The sequence below is a fragment of the Thauera sp. AutoDN2 genome (genome assembly GCF_051280715.1).
In the GTDB taxonomy this organism is placed as follows: Bacteria; Pseudomonadota; Gammaproteobacteria; order Burkholderiales; family Rhodocyclaceae; genus Thauera.
Window position 1 is genome coordinate 14,397 of the sequence record NZ_JBNCAR010000027.1, and the last position, 14,536, is coordinate 28,932.

Below are 14,536 nucleotides of genomic sequence, written 5' to 3' on the forward strand. Positions count from 1 at the left end.
GGAATGAAGCCTGATTAGACTCCAGAAAAAAAGGACGGGCAATGCCCGTCCTTTCCTGATTGCGCAGTAATCCCTGGATTACAGGCTGTAGTACATGTCGAATTCCACCGGGTGAGTGGTGATGCGCATGCGGTCGACCTCTTCCTGCTTGAGTGCGATGTAGGCGTCGATGAAGTCGTTGGAGAACACGCCGCCACGGGTCAGGAATTCGCGATCCTTGTCGAGATACTCCAGCGCCTGCTCGAGGCTGGTGCACACGGTCGGGATCAGCGCATCCTCTTCCGGCGGCAGGTCGTACAGGTTCTTGTCGGCCGGGTCGCCCGGGTGGATCTTGTTCTGGATGCCGTCCAGGCCCGCCATCATCAGCGCAGCGAAGCACAGGTAGGGGTTGGCCAGGGGATCCGGGAAGCGCGCTTCGATGCGGCGCCCCTTCGGGTTGGCAGTGTAGGGGATGCGGATCGAGGCCGAGCGGTTGCGTGCCGAGTAGGCCAGCTTGGTCGGGGCCTCATAGTGCGGCACCAGGCGCTTGTACGAGTTGGTGCCCGGGTTGGTGATGGCGTTGAGCGCACGGGCGTGCTTGATGATGCCGCCGATGTAATACAGGGCCATCTCGGACAGGCCGGCGTAGCCGTTACCTGCGAACAGGTTCTGGCCGTCCTTCCAGATCGACTGGTGCACGTGCATGCCGGAGCCGTTGTCGCCAACGATGGGCTTGGGCATGAAGGTGGCGGTCTTGCCGTACTGGTGGGCGACGTTGTGCACGATGTACTTGAGTACCTGGGTCCAGTCGGCGCGCTTGGTCAGCGTGCTGAACTTGGTGCCGATCTCGCACTGGCCGGCGTTGGCCACCTCGTGGTGATGCACCTCGACCGGCACGCCGCAGGCCTCGAGCGCCAGGCACATGGCGGCGCGCACATCGTTCAGGCTGTCGACCGGCGGGACCGGGAAGTAGCCGCCCTTGACGCGCGGACGGTGGCCGGTGTTGCCGCCTTCGAACTTGTCGGCGGTGGACCAGGCGGCCTCTTCCGAGATGATCTTGCTGTACACGCCCGACATGTCCACCGACCACTCGACCGAGTCGAAGATGAAGAACTCGGGTTCCGGGCCGAAGAAAGCGGTGTCGCCGATGCCCGTGCTCTTCAGGTAGGCCTCGGCGCGCTTGGCGATCGAGCGCGGGTCGCGATCGTAGCCTTTGCCGTCGGACGGCTCGATGACGTCGCAGGTGATGACCAGGGTGGTCTCGTCGAAGAAGGGGTCGATGTAAGCGGAGGAGGGCTCCGGCATCAGCACCATGTCGGAGGCCTGAATGCCCTTCCAGCCGGCGATCGACGAGCCGTCGAAGGGATGGCCGTGCTCGAAGTGCTCTTCTTCGAAAGCGGACACGGGCAGGCCGACGTGCTGCTCCTTGCCACGGGTATCGGTAAAGCGCAGGTCCACGAAGCGCACTTCGTTTTCCTGGATCAGCTTCATGACGTCTTGGGCGTTCATTTTCACTCCTGGTGAGATGAGGCGATGCGGGTGTTGAGCGGGTGGAGCAGCGGCCGCAAGAGGTCGAGGTCGTTGCACCGGATGTCTGTGCAAGGCACTAAGCAGTAAGCGTGCCAAGTTTCGCAGATGCGCGAATCATTGTGCCATAAGGGGCTATGCCCGAAAGCGGTGCCTGAGTCCGCCTGATTCTGCACCCAGGTGGTGCGGTGCGGGGTTGGCATGCACCGTCATGGTGCAAGGGTGTGGAATACCCGGATGCTCCGAAAGCGGGGGTAGGCCCTGAGCCAGTGTGCGATGCGCTGTTGCAGTGCGTCGAGTTCCAGGCCGGCGGGGGCCGAAGACAGGAAGAGTTCAACCTCGACGCGCTGGCCGAGGTAGTGGATCTGCACGCGCGAGGGCGGGGGCAAGTCCGCGCCGAGCAGTGTGCGCATGCTGGCGACGATCTCTGCACGTTCGGGTAGTGGGCCCGGCGGCACGACCTGCAGGTCGCCGTCGTCTTCCGGGTCGATGTGAACCAGCACGTCACGCACCTCGGGGTGTGCAGTGCGAACGCGCATGTAAACCGCGTCGGAGATGCGGTGCCCCTCGGATACCGTGATGCGTGGATCGACCTGCACATGGGCATCGCAAAGCACGCGGTCGGCCATGCGCCGGGTGCGCATGTCGTGCAGCCCGATGACGCCCGGCGTGTCCTCGATCGTCTTGCGCAGACGCTGGAGTTCCTCCTCGGGGAGTCCCGTGTCGATCAGCTCGCCGACCGCCTTCCAGGCCAGCTTCAGCCCCATGTGCAGGATCAGGAAACCGACCACTGCCGCCGCGAGCGGCTCCAGAAAGGGGTAGCCCGCCAGGCTGCCGCCGATGCCCGCCGCCACCACCAGTGAGGAGGCAGCGTCCGAGCGCGCGTGCCAGGCGTTGGCCTCGAGTACGGGCGCGCGCAGGCGGCGTGCGGCCGAGAGCGTGAATCGGAACAGCCCCTCTTTGGCGAACAGGGTGATCAGCGCCATGATCAGTGCAGCCGGATGCAGCTCCGGCAATGCGTCCATGTGCTGCAGGCGCACGCCCGAACTCCACAGGAAGCCGATGCCCACCCCCGCGAGCACCGCGCCCAGCACGAGGGTGGTCGCGGTCTCGATGCGACCGTGGCCGTAGGGATGGTCCGTGTCGGCGGGGTCGGCGCCCTTGCGCCCTGCCACCAGCACGAGCAGGTCGGTGACCAGGTCGGACAGCGTGTGCGCCGCGTCTGCCACCAGGCTGAAGGCATTGGCGAACAGGCCGATGATGACCTGCCCCACGGCCAGGGCCGCGTTGGTGATGATGGCGACCAGGGTGGTGCGCTGGATGCCTTTTCCGCGCGCGCCGTCATCATGCTGGAGTTCGCGGGCTGTGGCGGTGCCGGAGGGTCTTTGGGGGGCGTGTGAGGGGTGCATGGGGGTGGCGCGGCGGACGCGCTATACTTCGGCCGACCTACATTTTAGACGGATGTTCGCATGGGAACCCTGTCGGACTTGTTGTCCCTTGCGCACGCACGTGCGGAAAACCTGGGGCTGGCGTACCCGGGCGCGCTGACGCCCGCTGAAACCTGGCAGGTGATGCAGCTCGCCCCCGGCGCGAAGCTGGTGGATGTGCGCACGCGCGCCGAACTCGATTGGGTCGGCCGGGTGCCGGGTGCGGTGGAGATCGAGTGGAAGTCCTATCCCTCGATGCAGGAAAATCCCAACTTCCTGGCCCAGCTCAAGCATCAGGTCGATCCCGAGGCGCTGGTGCTGTTCATCTGCCGCTCCGGCGTGCGCTCGGATTCGGCTGCGCGCCTCGCCACCTCGGCGGGCTATGCCAACTGCTACAACGTCCTCGAAGGCTTCGAGGGCGACAAGGACGCCAACAACCAGCGCAACCGCACTGGTGGCTGGCGCCATGCCGGCCTGCCCTGGTATCAGGGCTGAGCTGCAACAACTCCTTACCCGGCCCCGCGCGGCCCGGCCGAACCCGCCGCCGCGTGCAGGGTCCGACGCCCGTAACCCCGGGATTGTCCCGACCGGATCCGGATACCAGAACATGCAAGTCTCCACCATCAGCTTCGACCGCTTCAACGTGCTCGCCGACGACGAGGCGCAGGCGCGGATCCGCGCCGCGCGCGCGCGCCTCGGAGATCGCGCGGTGCTGCTCTGCCATCACTACCAGCGTGCCGATGTATACCAGCACGCCGACCTTACCGGCGACTCGCTCAAGCTTGCGCGCCTCGCGTCGCAGACGGACGCCGAGTTCATCGTGTTCTGCGGTGTGCACTTCATGGCCGAGGTCGCCGACATCCTGTCCAAGCCCAGCCAGATCGCCATCCTTCCCGATCTCGCCGCCGGCTGTTCGATGGCCGACATGGCAAGTCTGGCCAAGGTCGAGCGCTGCTGGCGCGAACTGGCCGAGGTGCTCGACAAGCCCGATGAGCTGATCACTCCGGTCACCTACATCAACTCCGCGGCCGACCTCAAGGCCTTCTGCGGTGAGCACGGCGGCATCGTGTGCACCTCGACCAACGCACCGACCATCCTCGACTGGGCGTTCGCCAAGCGCGAGAAGGTGCTGTTCTTCCCCGACCAGCACCTCGGGCGCTGGACCGGTTTCAAGAAGGGCATTCCGCTCGACGAGATGGTGGTGTGGGACCCCGACCTCGAGTACGGCGGGCTCACCCCAGAGCAGATCCGCAAGGCGAAGATCCTGCTGTGGAAGGGGCACTGCTCGGTGCACCAGATGTTCCAGCCGGTACACATCGACCGCTGGCGCGAGAAGCACCCGCACGGCTTCGTGATCTCACACCCGGAGAGCATGCTCGAGGTGTGCCAGAAATCCGATTACGTCGGCTCCACCGAGTTCATCCTCAACACCATCACCAACGCGCCGCATGACACCGAGTGGCTGGTGGGCACCGAGCTCAACCTTGTCAGCCGCCTCGCGGACGAGATGAAACCGCAGGGCAAGCTCGTCGAGTTCATGGCGCCCAACGTGTGCATGTGCTCGACCATGCAGCGTATAGACCCGCAGCATCTGGCGTGGACGCTGGAAAACCTCGCCGAGGGCAAGGTGGTCAATCAGATCAAGGTGCCCGAGCACGAGGCCGAACTCGCCCGGATTGCGCTCGACCGCATGCTTGCGGTTTCCTGATCCATAGCCACGGGGTCCGGCTGCGATGACGCTCAGGATCTGCAGCTACAACATCCACAAGGGCTTCTCGCAGTTCAACCGCCGCATGGTGGTGCATGAGCTGCGTGACCGCCTGCGCAGCCTGGACGCCGATCTTGTGTTCCTGCAGGAGGTGCAGGGCCTGCATCTGGGGCACCCGGCACGCCATCCGGACTGGCCACTCGAGCCACAGCACGAGTTTCTTGCACAGGAGGCCTGGCACCAGACGGCCTATGGTGGTAACGCCGTCTACGACCATGGCCACCATGGCAATGCGATCCTGAGCCGGCACCTGATCCTGAGCTCCGCCAATCAGGACGTCTCCGACCACCGCTTCGAACGCCGCGGGCTGCTGCACTGCGAGGTCCAGTTGCCCGAGTTTGGCGGGCCGGTGCATTGCGTGTGCGTGCATCTGGGCCTGATGGCGGGCAGCCGGCGGCGACAGATGGCGGCGCTGGCTGAGCGCATGGAGCAGCTTGCGCCGGGCGACACGCCGCTGATCATCGCAGGCGACTTCAATGACTGGCGCAATCACGCGGACGAGTTGCTCGGGCGGCGACTCGGCCTGGCGGAGGCCTTCGGTGGCGGGCGCGGGCGGCCGGCGCGCAGTTTCCCGAGCGCATTGCCCTTCTTCCGCCTCGATCGCATTTATGTGCGTGGTTTCCGGGTGCGGCAGGCACAAGTGCATTACGGCGCACCGTGGGCACAGATCTCCGATCACGCCGCACTGACCGCCGATCTGGAGCCGATCGTCTGATGCAGTTTCTCGCCGGCAACGCCGTCGCGCTGCTGGAGAACGGCGAGCAGTATTTTCCTGCGGTGGAGGCAGCGATCGACCGGGCCGAACGCGAGATCTTCCTGCAGAGCTATATCTTCGAGGACGATGGCACCGGGCAGCGCATCGCCGACGCGCTGGCGCGTGCCGCCGGTCGTGGTGTGGCGGTGCGGGTGATGATCGATGGCTTTGGTGGCCGCAGCTTCGTTGCCCGCCTCCTTCCGCGCCTGCGCAGCGCGGGGGTGCAGGTGCTGATCTACCGCCGTGAGCTCAGGCCGCTGTCGCTGCGCCGTCATCGCCTGCGCCGTATGCATCGGAAGATCGTCACCATCGATGGGCGCGAGGCCTTCGTCGGTGGCATCAATGTGGTGGACGACTTCGATGCGGGTGCGCTTTCGCACCCGCGCTACGACTATGCAGTGCATGTCGAAGGACCCCTGCTCGAGCCGATCGTGGCTTCAGCGCAGCGCTTGTGGCGGCTGGTGGCCTGGGCGAGCTTCCGTCGACGTGACTCCCAGCCGCTGCTCGCGCCGCCGCAGACCGAACGGGTCGGGGGCATTCGCGCTGCTTTCGTGGTGCGTGACAACCTCCGCCATCGCCACGCGATCGAGGATGCCTACCTAGATGCGATCGCCAAGGCGCGTGAGGAAATCCTCATCGCCAATGCCTATTTCTTTCCGGGGCGGCGCTTCCGCCAGGCGCTCACGGAGGCGGCTGCGCGCGGCGTGCAGGTGACCCTGCTGCTGCAGGGGTTGTCGGACCATCCGCTGCAGGGTTATGCCACGCGTGCCTTGTACCCGGCCTTGCTCGCGCGTGGCATCCGCCTGTTCGAATACCACCGCAGCTACCTGCACGCCAAGGTTGCGGTGGTCGATCGCACCTGGTCGACGGTGGGGTCGAGCAACATCGATGCCTTCAGCCTGCTGCTCGCACGGGAGGCGAACGTGGTGATCGACGATGCGCGCTTCGCGTGCGAGCTGCGGGCAAGCCTGGAGCGGGCAATCTGTTCCGGCGCCCGCGAACTGCGCGCCTCGGACTGGCAGCGTCTGCCCCTGTTCCGCCGCGGTCTCAGCTGGCTGGCCTACCAGCTCGTGCGCATGGCCATCGGTGTGGCGGGCTACGGGGGCCTCCACTGAATCCTGCACGCGGATGGGCGCCACCCGCTTCACTCAGCGTCCGATCAGGCGCGCGTGCTCTATTTTGGTGCATAGATCGACGACGACCTGGAGTCCCGCTTCGGCCGCCCTCTGTGCCGCTTCGGGGGCGATCACGCCGAGCTGCATCCATACGCAGCCTGCGCCCACCGCGATGGCCTCGTCGACCACCGGCAGCACGTCCGAGGGCTTGCGAAATACGTCCACGACGTCGATCTTCACCGGCACGTCGCGCAGGCTCGGATAGCACTTCTCGCCGAGTACTTCCGCATATGCAGGATTTACCGGAATGATCTTGTAGCCGGCCTTCTGCAGGTAGTGCGCGACTTCGTGACTGGGGCGATCGTGCTTGGCCGAGATTCCGACGATCGCGATTGTGCGGCTACCCTGCAGCAGCTTGCGGATCGCTTCCGGTTGCGCGCTGATGTCGTTCGGGTGCATTGGGTTACCTCATGAAAAGCCGGCTGCGACCGCCTGGCGGCGGCGCGGGACGGCGGTGATGGACCAGTTTGCACACGCCCACTGCCAGATCTCGGCAAGGGGTGCGCGAGCGAGTGTGGAGGGGGGATTCTGGCCGAGAAATTCGAGGGCGGCCAGCAGCGCGGTGCCGGGTGGGAACGCGTCCACCGCACGCGCGAGGGTCTGCTTGGAGAGCTTTTCGCCCGCAGCATTGGTTGCCAGAGGCAGGTGGGCGTAGTGCGGGGGCGGCATGCCGAGCAGCCCGAGCAGGTGGATCTGGCGAGCGGTGGCGTCGAGCAGATCGGCTCCGCGCACCACGTGGGTGATGCCCGCATCGACATCGTCCACGACCACCGCGAGTTGGTAAGCGAACAGCCCGTCGGCACGCAGTACGACGTAGTCGCCGGCGTCGGCGGCGAGGTCGATCTCCTGTTCGCCCTGGATGCGATCGACGAAGCGGACCCGCCCCTCCGCGCGCAGGCGCCACGCCCGTCCCTCACGCCCGGGGGGAAGGCCACTACGGCAGGTGCCCGGATAGCGTCGCGAGCCATCGCGGGCCAGCGGCTGCCCGGCCAGCTCGCGGCGTGTGCAGGCGCAGGGATACGCGTGGCCCGCTGCCTTCAGTCGCTCCAGGGTGGCTTCGTAGGCGCTGGTTCGCTGGCTCTGCCAGACGATCTCGCCGTCCCATGCAAAGCCGAAGCGCTCGAGCGTATGCAGGATGCCCGCTGCAGCACCCGCCACCGTGCGTGGAGTGTCCACATCCTCGATCCGCAGCAGCCATTTCCCATCGTGGGCGTGGGCGTCGAGAAAGCTGCCCACCGCGGCGATCAGTGATCCGAAGTGCAGCGCGCCGCTGGGCGAGGGCGCAAAGCGGCCGATGTAAGGCGCGCCGGGCTGGGCAGGCGGAAAACCGGCGAATGTCATGAGCGGGATCTTAGCATCGTGGCACACCGCCGCCGCCGAGGGGGATGCGATATGCTGCGCAGCCGCCCTCTACGGCACACGCGCGGATGAGGGGCTGGGTGCAGTGACCGGATGAAACCGGTCTGGCGCTTGATCGAAACAGCACAGGAAGCAGATGAGTACAGCTTCGTCCCGGGCATCGCAGCCCGCGCACCATCGCTTTGAGGCAGATCTCGTCCTGATACTGACGGGCCTGATCGCTGCCGCGGGCTGGATTTTCTCGAAGGAGGCGCTCGTCGGTTTGCCGCCGCTGCTTTTCATCGGTCTGCGCTTCGCAATTGCCGGGCTGGTTCTGGGTGCCTTTTCCGTGCCACAACTGCGCACCCTCGATGCGCATGGCCTGCGTAGTGGCCTGCTGGTGGGGGCGTTGTTTGCTGCGGGCATGGTGCTCTGGATCCTTGGCCTCTCGCATGCGCGCCATCTGGGCGAGGCGGCCTTCATCTCCAGTCTGGGAATCGTCGCGGTGCCCGTACTGGCGCGCGTGTTCTTCGGCGACCGCCCGCCGGCGAGCACCTGGTTCGCGCTGCCGCCGGCGCTGGCGGGCTTCGCCTGCCTCTCGCTCGATGGTGGTTTTCGCGTCGAGCCCGGGCAGTGGTTCTTCCTCGCCGCGGCGATGGTGTTCGCGCTCCTGTTCAACGTCAATTCGCACATCGTGCGCAAGGTGCCGGTACGGGCGCTGAGCACGGTTCAGATGCTCGTGGTCGGCGTACTGGTGCTGCCGCCTGCGCTGATGCTGGAGCAATGGCCCTCGCAATGGACGCTGCCGATGCTGGGCTGGCTGCTCGCCAGCGCGGTCGTCGCCACCACGTTGCGCTTCATGCTCCAGTTGCGCGGGCAGAGTCTCACCACACCCAGCCATGCGGCGCTGATCCTGATGCTGGAGCCGGTGTGGACCGCGATCGCTGCGGCCTGGTGGTATGCCGAAATCATGAGTGCTCTGCAGTTGCTTGGCTGTGGGCTGATCTTCCTCGCGCTGGTGGCGAGCCGCTGGGTGTGGATTCGCGGCCTGCTCGGCGGGCGCTGAGATTTCCCCGGAGGCGTCTGTTTGCCTCGCCGTTGATCGTGCAATGGAGGACGCTCAGGCTGCGTCCTCCCGCAGGGCGCCCTCGTGTGCGCAAGGTGGCGCAACGGGGGCGCTGGCAAACGGGATGTCGCGCGCACGCAGGGCGAGATCGATCAGGCTGAAGACCTCGTCGCGGCACAGGGGCTCATGATCGAGTTGCGGGACCCAGTATTTGACTCGGTAGCTGATTCCCTGCGGGCCGTATCGCACCACCTGCACCTCGGCCGGCCGCTCTTCCACGATGCTCCGTGCTCCAGCGAGGGCGGCGCAGATCAGCGCCTTGGCCTCGGCCACCGGCAGATCCACCGGCAAGGTGAGATCGGCGTGGTCACGGAACTCTTTGCGCGGGGCACTGAAGTTGGTGATGCGCTGCCGTGAGATCTGGCTGTTGGGCAGGATCATGTACGTGCTGTCGCGCGTGACCAGCCGTGTCGTACGCCAGCCGATTTCCTGGACTCTTCCCTGGCCGAGGGTTTCGATACGCACCCAGTCTCCCATACGAAAAGGTGCCTCGATGCCGAGTGCAATGCCCGAGAGCGTGTCGGCCACCACATTGCGGATCGCGAAGCCCAGGACTGCCAGAACCAGCCCTGAGCCGGTCAGAATGCCCGACAGGTCCCGGTTGAAGAACAGCGATAGGGCGACCAGCGTTGCGAATGCGAAGAGGAATACCCGAAGGAGGTCGAGCAGGACCTTGGGCACGGGGCGCTGTCCCTTTCTGCGCTGGGACAGGCGGAGGCTGATCAGGATCTGGGCCAGCTGCGCGGCGGCGAAGATCGTCAGTGCGATCAACGTGTTGCGCACGGGCTCCAGCCAAGCCTGTAGCGAATGCTCGGCAGGAAGGTGCTGGATCAGCGGTTCGGCGCACGCAGCTGCCAGCAACAGCAGGGTGACGCGGGTGGACGCGCGCAGCCAGGACGTGCGCGGTGCGGACGGATCGGGAGATTTCACCTCATCGTGCCTCAGGTCCAGAGCCCCTGCTCCCGCGCGGAGAAGGCAGAAGACCGTGTGTGTGAAGCCGGCCCATGGCCCAAACCCTGGCGAGGAGCACCCTGCGGGTCCCCGGGCCAACTGCGCCGGGGGCGGCAACGGCTGAGCCGAGGTTGTGCAGGCTCTTGCCCGGGTAGGCGGAGGCACACTTCGCGTGTGGTGAGCGTGCGTGGCGGTGGGCGGTTACGTTCATTTCGTCTTCTCCTCAGCACACCGCCGGGCCGGCCCACCAGCCGCTCATCAGAGCTTCGGGTTTCTCTGGGGCGCTGACGCGGGCGCTGCTCTCCCAGGCCTCCACCTGCACGTCGAGGCCTGCGAAGACACCGTAGCCGGCGCCAGCGCGGATGGCCTCGCCTGCGCTCAGGCTTTCCCCGGCACGGATCGCCCCTGCGGCGCCGATTACTCCGCCGGCCTTGATGCCCCAGCCCGCCTCCAGGTGCAGGCCGACCTGGATCGAACCGCCTGCTGCAATGCCTTGGCCGGCACGCAGGCTGTTCGCCACTTGAATGTCACCGCCGGCTTGCAGGCCCTTGGCGCAACGTACGCCTTCATCCACCTGCACGCCGAGGCCGACGAAGGCATTGCCCGCGATACGCACGCGCCCGGTGCAGTGCAGGTCCCAGCCGGTGCGAAGCTCGCCGTCGCAGCGTAGGTCGCCCGTGCAGTCCACACCCCAGCCTGCGCGCAGATCGCCTCCCACGCGCAGCCCGTCTTCGGCGCGGATGCTGCCCTCGATGCGCAAGTCTGCGCCGATGTGAATTCCGCCACCTGCGCGCAGGCCGCCGCCGGCATGCAGCGAGCGCCCGACGCGCACGACACCTCCCGCATCCACGCTGCCGCGTACCTCCAGCGTCCCGGCGAAGACGATCGCATCGGCCTCGATCGTGTCGAGCACGCGCACCTCGTCGGTGGGTCCGAACTGCTCCAGCAGCCAGCAGGCATCGCCCACCCGACCGGCTGCCACCATCTCGTCGAGCATGTTCTGGTAGTTTCCGCCGTCGCCAAACTGGCGGACGAACCAACGGAATCCGTCGGTGCAGGGGCGCTTCGCCCTGACGAAACTGCGTGTGAGAACCATTGCATCACCCTCGTGCATTACGTGGCCGCGCCATGGCGCGGTGTCCTGGAGTGCAGCCGACGGGATGTCGATGAGCGGGGGGCCGAATGGACCGGTGCCGAACCGCGGATGCGGTCTTGAGGGGCGGGAGGCTGGACAGGAAGCCCGCAGCGGCTGCACGTTGAACGGGCGGCGCGGTGCGCGCGTCCCGGGCAAGTGCCGTGCGGGGGTGGGGCTTAGCCCCTTCGCTGGCCCCGCACGGCTTCAGAAAGCACGGCGGGAGACCCTGTGACCTTGAATGCGAGCTGGGTCGCGAGATCGCGCAGCGGTGACATCATGCTGCGCGCACGCACACGACCACCCGCGCGCAGTGGTGCGCGGCAACGGGCGAAGCGATGGTGGGCAGGCGTGGTCATGCGGCAGGCGATCGATGGGTAAAGCGGCATTGTAGGCCAGAACGGGGGCCGTGTCGCTTGCCGCCGGGGCGGCCGTGAAACCGGCCCCGGGCTTTGGGTGGATGCGCTGTACGTGAGGGGCTGGTGCTCAGACGTTGAACAGCGATTGTGACTGCAAGTCATTGAATGAACAGTTAACCATGCTGCTCCATTAAAAAACATACTCATGTTTGTACTCAAGAAACTCAGCATTGAGTATGTTCAACCGTGATCTGGCGCCGTTGCGCCGGCTCGGATTCAGCTTTCCAGGCGCCGGCGACAGGCATCAATGGTGGATTTGATCTGTTGCGCCAGCATCTGCCTGATCGGCGCACGCTCCAACCGCTCACCCAATGAGCTTGCCTGCAGCAACATCCGTTCGATGACCTCTTCCGCCCGTTTCCTTGGGACGCCACCTTCCTCCGCCAGACGCAATAAATGCCGGCGTTCGATGGCAGCACCTTCGCCGCAAACGTCCAGGTGATGCTGGCCCATCGGGCCTTCGCTGAAGGTCAGGTCGAATGCCGGAGCCAGACGCCAGCGCCGGTCAGGCCCGAGACGCCACGCGAAATTCTTGGGATGGTCGTCACGGTTGTGGAAAAGCACATTGAAGACGGCTCGTGCGTAGGCTTTCTCCACTTCGCGCTCGTCGCGCGTCAGGAAACGGGTAGCCCGCAGGAAGGCGGTATAGTCGGTGGCACCGGGCAGGCGAAAATCCACTTGCAACAATCCAGCCAGACTGTGCACCGGGACGCGTTGCTCTCCCTCCCGGTCGAAGCGCGCGACGCCGAAGGCGGCCAGTTCGGGGCCAAGGTCGAACCAACGACTTTCGGGCACATCCAGTCCGCAATCCCGAGCCAACTCGGCATAGAGCTGCTCGATGACGCAAACCTCTTTGTGTTCGTTCTGCGCCGGGAACTTGACCAGCCAGGGACTGCCGGGCGCATCCGGACGGGTGCTGACTTGCCCGGTCATTGCGTCGTACTGCACCAAGGCCTTGGGCCTGGCCCCTTGCGGTGAGCCGCCGGTGAGCGCGAGCTCGCGCAGGGCTGCCCCCGCCTCGCCCGCGAGCGCGAGACGGCTTTGCTCGGCCAGCGCCAGCAAGGACCAGTCGGGCTCGTGGGCGCCGGCGTCGCTTGCCGGAACGAAGCGCAACGCGCCCATCGCGCGCTCACCAATGAAGGCCAGGCGGTCCAGTGGCCCGGGATGGCGCAAGCCGTGTTGACGGAACAGGCGATCCATCAGCAGCAAACCCCAGCCGTCAGGCAGACTGTCGGCTATTAGGCCCGGAAGGCGATGCAAATGGGTCGGAAAACCACCGTAGGCATCCGCACGCAGCTTGAGGTGCAAGGGCGACAGTTCCAAGCCCTGAGACAGAGCTTCGGGAGAATATTCGAAGAGCAGGGATTGACCGTCATCGGCCAGGCGTCCCAACGGCCAGTCTTCTCCCCAGCCGCAATAATGCACGGTAAGCAGCTTCATGATGTTCTCTTACGCGGCGCACGCTGGCGGCGGCTGACAAGGTCCACCTGCTCCATCTGGGCGATGGATTGCCGTTTGAGCACGAAGAGATCGTCCAGCGCCTCCAGCAAGCCAAGTGCCTGCGCGACACGGACCAGCGTTTCCAACGAGCACTGACCGTCGCTTTCGAGTTTGCGCAACGCCCCCAAGGACAGTCCGGCCATTTGCGCCAGTTCACGCTGCGTAAGCGATTGGGCAAGCCGCTGCTCGCGCAGACGAACACCCAGCGCGTGCAGGATCTCAGCGGGAGTCGAGAGATGAAAAGTCACTTTTATGACCCTTAACGCGTAAAAAATTGCGTAAGTACCATTTTAGTGGACTTTACTTATTCTTGAAAGCAGATGGCTGCGATAGCTGCCGCGAGCGACTAGGCAGTGACCATCGTAACGTTACGATACCGTAGCGCTACGATGTTACGGTGCAGGCTCCTGTCCAGCCGCCGGCGCCTCCAGCAGTACTGAAGGCTCCACCCCCAGCGCCTCGGCCAGCTTGAAGATGTTGAGCACTGCGATGTTGCGCTGACCACGCTCAACCCCCCCCAGATAGCTGCGTGCCAAGCCACTTTCCAGTGCTAGGCGTTCTTGCGACCACCCTCTGGTCTTTCTGATTTCTATCAGCTTCAGGCCGAAGCGTAGTCGGGGATCAAGGGCCATATTTCTCTCTTCTTTAAAGAGAAATGACTCTATGAGTACCCCCTCTATAGGGCTACGCCCGATAAGTACCCGCACTATAAGTGACAATTGAATGCAGGCGCCATAAAATGGCCTCTATGAGTAAAAAAATGGGGGAAATGACGTATGGCAAGCGTCTGGAAGACTGCGGGGGTGGGAGCGGCGGCGGGGCTGGCAGTTCCGGTGGCTGGGCTTTCAGGTCTTGCTGCCGCTGGTCTTACGCTGGTTCTTGTACTGGCGATGGTCGGCGTGGGGCCTGCGCGCCTGTCACAGACATCGCTTTGGGGGCTGTTGACCAGTGAGCTGATGCTCTATCTGCTGATTTCGCTGGCGATCTTCATGCTGTCCTTCCGCTTTCTGGCGCGCTTGCAGGCCCGCTGTCAGGCACTTGTAGCCAAGCTCAACGCTCAGCAGGGGCTGTCATTCGATGCTGGACATCTCTTGGGCTACCCCGCGCCGGCCTTTCTAGTGTTTGACCGGCAGCATCGCAAACTGGCTGTCTGCTCAATCGTGGATGAAGCCTGGCGTATCCACGACTTCTCCTGGCTGCTTGGGTGGCGGATGACCTGGCGCGAGGTCGAAAGCATGGAGATGAACGGCGGTAGCCGTCAGGTCAACGCCAGCGGCATGAGCGTGCCGACCTTCGAGCGCACGGTACGCGCGAAAGACTTCGCCATCGAGCTGCAAACCGCCGACCCGCAACGACCGCAGCTCAGCTTTCCCATGAGCCGCCGGGCGGCGGAAACCTGGTGTGCTCGGCTCAATGCCCTCTTCAACGGATAACCTCGCG

The 14,536-nt window shown here is 65.2% G+C and carries 15 protein-coding genes; 6 read left to right on the top strand and 9 right to left on the bottom strand.

The annotated features are described in order from the left end of the window. Nucleotides 1-78: 78 nt before the first annotated feature. Both glnA and ACPT9U_RS13515 read right to left on the bottom strand, forming a co-directional pair. Nucleotides 79-1,488, bottom strand: a complete 1,410-nt coding sequence (glnA, locus tag ACPT9U_RS13510) for a type I glutamate--ammonia ligase (protein WP_418365444.1) — start codon at nucleotides 1,486-1,488, stop codon at nucleotides 79-81. Between the two features lie 227 nt (nucleotides 1,489-1,715). After that, a complete protein-coding gene (locus ACPT9U_RS13515; RefSeq protein WP_435751316.1) occupies nucleotides 1,716-2,915 on the bottom strand; it encodes a cation diffusion facilitator family transporter in 1,200 nt (399 codons plus the stop codon). 60 nt (nucleotides 2,916-2,975) lie between these two features. Between ACPT9U_RS13515 and ACPT9U_RS13520 the strand changes: the two genes are divergently transcribed. From ACPT9U_RS13520 to clsB, 4 genes are all read left to right on the top strand, one after another. Then, nucleotides 2,976-3,428, top strand: a complete 453-nt coding sequence (locus ACPT9U_RS13520; protein WP_435751317.1) for a rhodanese-like domain-containing protein — start codon at nucleotides 2,976-2,978, stop codon at nucleotides 3,426-3,428. Nucleotides 3,429-3,540: 112 nt separating this feature from the next. Then, the gene (gene nadA / locus ACPT9U_RS13525; protein ID WP_418365441.1) at nucleotides 3,541-4,641 is read left to right on the top strand and encodes a quinolinate synthase NadA; all 1,101 of its coding nucleotides are present in this window, start codon (nucleotides 3,541-3,543) and stop codon (nucleotides 4,639-4,641) included. A 25-nt stretch (nucleotides 4,642-4,666) separates the two neighbouring features. Beyond that, on the top strand, nucleotides 4,667-5,416 hold the full coding sequence (locus tag ACPT9U_RS13530) for an endonuclease/exonuclease/phosphatase family protein (RefSeq protein ID WP_418365440.1): 750 nt from the start codon (nucleotides 4,667-4,669) through the stop codon (nucleotides 5,414-5,416). After that, on the top strand, nucleotides 5,416-6,570 hold the full coding sequence (gene clsB / locus ACPT9U_RS13535) for a cardiolipin synthase ClsB (RefSeq protein WP_418365439.1): 1,155 nt from the start codon (nucleotides 5,416-5,418) through the stop codon (nucleotides 6,568-6,570). The genes ACPT9U_RS13530 and clsB overlap by 1 nt, the downstream gene beginning before the upstream one ends. Nucleotides 6,571-6,603: 33 nt before the next feature. Here clsB and ACPT9U_RS13540 read toward each other — a convergent pair whose 3' ends face one another. After that, nucleotides 6,604-7,029, bottom strand: coding sequence for a CoA-binding protein (locus tag ACPT9U_RS13540; RefSeq protein WP_418365438.1), 426 nt, complete (start codon nucleotides 7,027-7,029; stop codon nucleotides 6,604-6,606). A 9-nt stretch (nucleotides 7,030-7,038) separates the two neighbouring features. Beyond that, nucleotides 7,039-7,971, bottom strand: coding sequence for a tRNA glutamyl-Q(34) synthetase GluQRS (gene gluQRS / locus ACPT9U_RS13545; protein WP_435751318.1), 933 nt, complete (start codon nucleotides 7,969-7,971; stop codon nucleotides 7,039-7,041). Between the two features lie 154 nt (nucleotides 7,972-8,125). On the opposite strand from gluQRS, the gene ACPT9U_RS13550 reads away from it, so the two are divergent. Further along, nucleotides 8,126-9,034, top strand: a complete 909-nt coding sequence (locus ACPT9U_RS13550; protein WP_435751319.1) for a DMT family transporter — start codon at nucleotides 8,126-8,128, stop codon at nucleotides 9,032-9,034. Between the two features lie 54 nt (nucleotides 9,035-9,088). Here the strand turns inward: ACPT9U_RS13550 and ACPT9U_RS13555 are convergent, their stop codons facing one another. The 5 genes from ACPT9U_RS13555 to ACPT9U_RS13575 form a co-directional block, all read right to left on the bottom strand. Continuing rightward, nucleotides 9,089-10,024: a mechanosensitive ion channel family protein gene (locus ACPT9U_RS13555; RefSeq protein ID WP_435751320.1), complete on the bottom strand. Its 936-nt coding sequence runs from the start codon at nucleotides 10,022-10,024 to the stop codon at nucleotides 9,089-9,091. A 244-nt stretch (nucleotides 10,025-10,268) separates the two neighbouring features. Beyond that, entirely contained in the window at nucleotides 10,269-11,141 is an 873-nt protein-coding gene (locus ACPT9U_RS13560; RefSeq protein WP_418365434.1) for a hypothetical protein, read from the bottom strand. 671 nt (nucleotides 11,142-11,812) lie between these two features. Next, nucleotides 11,813-13,036 (bottom strand): type II toxin-antitoxin system HipA family toxin, encoded by a 1,224-nt coding sequence (locus ACPT9U_RS13565; protein ID WP_435751321.1) that lies wholly within the window; start codon nucleotides 13,034-13,036, stop codon nucleotides 11,813-11,815. Continuing rightward, complete coding sequence (locus ACPT9U_RS13570) at nucleotides 13,033-13,344, bottom strand: helix-turn-helix domain-containing protein (protein ID WP_017936956.1); 312 nt, start codon at nucleotides 13,342-13,344, stop codon at nucleotides 13,033-13,035. The genes ACPT9U_RS13565 and ACPT9U_RS13570 overlap by 4 nt, the downstream gene beginning before the upstream one ends. 144 nt (nucleotides 13,345-13,488) lie before the next feature. Further along, entirely contained in the window at nucleotides 13,489-13,728 is a 240-nt protein-coding gene (locus ACPT9U_RS13575) for a helix-turn-helix domain-containing protein (RefSeq protein WP_031298413.1), read from the bottom strand. Nucleotides 13,729-13,872: 144 nt separating this feature from the next. Between ACPT9U_RS13575 and ACPT9U_RS13580 the strand changes: the two genes are divergently transcribed. Next, complete coding sequence (locus ACPT9U_RS13580) at nucleotides 13,873-14,529, top strand: hypothetical protein (RefSeq protein WP_435751322.1); 657 nt, start codon at nucleotides 13,873-13,875, stop codon at nucleotides 14,527-14,529. Nucleotides 14,530-14,536: the final 7 nt, after the last annotated feature.

Excerpts from the sequence above, each read along its gene's own strand:
- glnA (WP_418365444.1), bottom strand. The coding sequence starts at position 1,488 with ATGAACGCCCAAGACGTCATGAAGCTGATCCAGGAAAACGAAGTGCGC.
- ACPT9U_RS13515 (WP_435751316.1), bottom strand. The coding sequence starts at position 2,915 with ATGCACCCCTCACACGCCCCCCAAAGACCCTCCGGCACCGCCACAGCC.
- ACPT9U_RS13520 (WP_435751317.1), top strand. The coding sequence starts at position 2,976 with ATGGGAACCCTGTCGGACTTGTTGTCCCTTGCGCACGCACGTGCGGAA.
- nadA (WP_418365441.1), top strand. The coding sequence starts at position 3,541 with ATGCAAGTCTCCACCATCAGCTTCGACCGCTTCAACGTGCTCGCCGAC.
- ACPT9U_RS13530 (WP_418365440.1), top strand. The coding sequence starts at position 4,667 with ATGACGCTCAGGATCTGCAGCTACAACATCCACAAGGGCTTCTCGCAG.
- clsB (WP_418365439.1), top strand. The coding sequence starts at position 5,416 with ATGCAGTTTCTCGCCGGCAACGCCGTCGCGCTGCTGGAGAACGGCGAG.
- ACPT9U_RS13540 (WP_418365438.1), bottom strand. The coding sequence starts at position 7,029 with ATGCACCCGAACGACATCAGCGCGCAACCGGAAGCGATCCGCAAGCTG.
- gluQRS (WP_435751318.1), bottom strand. The coding sequence starts at position 7,971 with ATGACATTCGCCGGTTTTCCGCCTGCCCAGCCCGGCGCGCCTTACATC.
- ACPT9U_RS13550 (WP_435751319.1), top strand. The coding sequence starts at position 8,126 with ATGAGTACAGCTTCGTCCCGGGCATCGCAGCCCGCGCACCATCGCTTT.
- ACPT9U_RS13560 (WP_418365434.1), bottom strand. The coding sequence starts at position 11,141 with ATGGTTCTCACACGCAGTTTCGTCAGGGCGAAGCGCCCCTGCACCGAC.
- ACPT9U_RS13565 (WP_435751321.1), bottom strand. The coding sequence starts at position 13,036 with ATGAAGCTGCTTACCGTGCATTATTGCGGCTGGGGAGAAGACTGGCCG.
- ACPT9U_RS13575 (WP_031298413.1), bottom strand. The coding sequence starts at position 13,728 with ATGGCCCTTGATCCCCGACTACGCTTCGGCCTGAAGCTGATAGAAATC.
- ACPT9U_RS13580 (WP_435751322.1), top strand. The coding sequence starts at position 13,873 with ATGGCAAGCGTCTGGAAGACTGCGGGGGTGGGAGCGGCGGCGGGGCTG.